This window comes from uncultured Lutibacter sp., assembly GCF_937891065.1.
Taxonomy (GTDB): Bacteria; Bacteroidota; Bacteroidia; order Flavobacteriales; family Flavobacteriaceae; genus Lutibacter.
In genome coordinates, this window is the sequence record NZ_CALAEQ010000071.1 from 1 (window position 1) to 2,015 (window position 2,015).

The 2,015-nt window shown below is 28.6% G+C and carries 5 protein-coding genes; all 5 read right to left on the reverse strand.

Annotated features, from left to right (window positions below; genetic code table 11):
* Positions 1-41: 41 nt before the first annotated feature.
* The 5 genes from Q0352_RS04265 to Q0352_RS04285 all read right to left on the reverse strand — a co-directional run bounded on the left by Q0352_RS04265 (position 42) and on the right by Q0352_RS04285 (position 1,943).
* Entirely contained in the window at positions 42-536 is a 495-nt protein-coding gene (locus Q0352_RS04265; RefSeq protein WP_299524141.1) for a hypothetical protein, read from the reverse strand.
* A gap of 27 nt (positions 537-563) precedes the next feature.
* A complete protein-coding gene (locus tag Q0352_RS04270; protein WP_299524143.1) occupies positions 564-698 on the reverse strand; it encodes a hypothetical protein in 135 nt (44 codons plus the stop codon).
* A 16-nt stretch (positions 699-714) separates the two neighbouring features.
* Complete coding sequence (locus Q0352_RS04275; protein WP_299524145.1) at positions 715-1,221, reverse strand: NUMOD1 domain-containing DNA-binding protein; 507 nt, start codon at positions 1,219-1,221, stop codon at positions 715-717.
* A gap of 11 nt (positions 1,222-1,232) precedes the next feature.
* Positions 1,233-1,553 (reverse strand): hypothetical protein, encoded by a 321-nt coding sequence (locus Q0352_RS04280; RefSeq protein WP_299524147.1) that lies wholly within the window; start codon positions 1,551-1,553, stop codon positions 1,233-1,235.
* Between the two features lie 69 nt (positions 1,554-1,622).
* Positions 1,623-1,943 (reverse strand): KH domain-containing protein, encoded by a 321-nt coding sequence (locus Q0352_RS04285; RefSeq protein WP_299524149.1) that lies wholly within the window; start codon positions 1,941-1,943, stop codon positions 1,623-1,625.
* Positions 1,944-2,015: the final 72 nt, after the last annotated feature.

The window sequence follows — 2,015 nt, forward strand, 5'->3', positions numbered from 1 at the left end:
GTCAATTCCTGAAATTTCTATTGTTAAATACTTCATCTCTTTTAGTTTAGTTTATTTATTGCTGATTCTGTTAGGGTTGGAGAATCTCCTTTAAATATTGTAAATAAATCTTCCACAAAATACTCTATATCAAAAGGGTTTGTACCTTGTGTTAAGTTTTTTACTATTGCAATTCTGCTTTCACTTACATCCTTAAACAAAACTCTTTCTTTTGCTTCTTGGTATTCTTGATATTTTTTATCCGAAGTTATTGTTTCAACAGCCCATTTGTATCTTTCATTATCTTTATAATGATTTGATTTTAAATCGTAATACTCTTGATTAACTTTTTCTAATGCTTTAATTAGTTTTTCAGGTTCTTCCAAAACATTACCATCTTCATCACAAGGAATAAACATTCCTAATTCTAAAGGTTGTTTTAGAAAGTTGGCGTATCTAAATATATTTACAAGCCTATCATTTAGAAAGCCTGTTTCATCTTCATAAAGTTTTACTTCCTGCTCTAACACATAATCTACCATTGATATTAATTTCATAACTCTTATTTGTTTGTTGTTTGTTAATTAATTACGTTCTACTTTTACTTTTACCGTGTTCATTTCTTTATCTTCTATTGCTTTTTTAATCATTTTCTCTAAATCTTTTGGATGCCAATTAATCCAATCTGAAACTATTTCTACTTTGTAAACTGTTGCCATAACTATTAGTGTTTGTTTATTTGGTTAATTTAAAAATATATCCTGAACAGGTTTTTCTTTTACCATTCAAATTAAGGCTTATATTTCCTTTACTTATATTTAATTTTCTACTTGCGTCTGAGATAGATATAAATTCATTTAATTTTACTCCTTCTAAATCATATTGAGTTATTGGCTTATGCGGATTATTTATTATTAACTCTCCATTTCTTGACTCTTCAAAAGCTTTTTCTCTATTTTGAGCATAAGTTAATAGCTGTATATTATCAAAGTTATATCCTAAATTATTATCAATTCTATCAATACTTGGTATTAACATTTTATCATATCCTGAAAGAACCCAGTCGGTATATAAGCTATGAAATCTAAGACTATTTAAGCACCATATAACTAATTCATCTTTCACGTAATCTACTTTCTTAAATGACTTTTTGCTTTCAGATAGTTTTTGACTATGATATATCTTTGTTATCAACCCTTTTTTAGTCCTTACATAATCTATATATTTTTTCTTAGCACTCATTTTTTTTAGTTTTATTTATGAAAAATTTCTCTTGCTCTCTCATGTAATTCATTGTCTGAAGAATTTGAGTTATACCAATCTCTTATGAATTGCATTATCTCCTCTTTTTCTTTATGTAGTTCTTCATTTTCATCATTCAAACTATCTTGCATAGCCTTTGCTTGTGCCTTTATACTTTCAACCTCTTTTTCAAGCTGCTCTATTTTTTGTTGTTGTGCTAACTCCATTAACTTAATAGTAATTTGTTTGGTTGTCATACAGTTATGCTTTTTCATCCATTCTATAGAGTTATTATCATAATCTCTATATATTTCTTCTATCTCTTTACTCATTTTAGTTTAGTTTAGTGTATTTATGCATTTTTATTACAATAAAAGGTGTGTTTAGCCGATTGTTATGCCTCATTTAAGGAGGTTCACTTCAACAATACCTATTTTGCAGTCTAATTGTTTGGCGAGTGCATCTATTGTACGTCCACCTTTGCCAATTAATAAACCTGGTCTTCTAAGGTGTACTATCAGTTCGTTTTCTTTGTATTCCAACTTACATACACCCATTGCAAAGGTGTTGGCTGTGTTCGGTTCTGGGTCTACATCGTAACACCCATCAAAATAGGTAATAAATAAACTCTTTAGTCTTTTGCTGTTTTCACATTCAGTAGAAAAACGAGGCATAACACCAAATATAGTGTATAGCCATTTTGGTAATCTAACTTTTTTCATATTATGTAATTTTATCGGTTATTAAACTTCGTAGCTCTTTTCTGGTGGCTACACACCATATTATCAACATTA

What these genes read in the sequence shown, in the direction of transcription:
- Q0352_RS04285 (WP_299524149.1), bottom strand. Translation starts at nt 1,943, where the DNA reads ATGAAAAAAGTTAGATTACCAAAATGGCTATACACTATATTTGGTGTT.
- Q0352_RS04270 (WP_299524143.1), bottom strand. Translation starts at nt 698, where the DNA reads ATGGCAACAGTTTACAAAGTAGAAATAGTTTCAGATTGGATTAATTGG.
- Q0352_RS04280 (WP_299524147.1), bottom strand. Translation starts at nt 1,553, where the DNA reads ATGAGTAAAGAGATAGAAGAAATATATAGAGATTATGATAATAACTCT.
- Q0352_RS04275 (WP_299524145.1), bottom strand. Translation starts at nt 1,221, where the DNA reads ATGAGTGCTAAGAAAAAATATATAGATTATGTAAGGACTAAAAAAGGG.
- Q0352_RS04265 (WP_299524141.1), bottom strand. Translation starts at nt 536, where the DNA reads ATGAAATTAATATCAATGGTAGATTATGTGTTAGAGCAGGAAGTAAAA.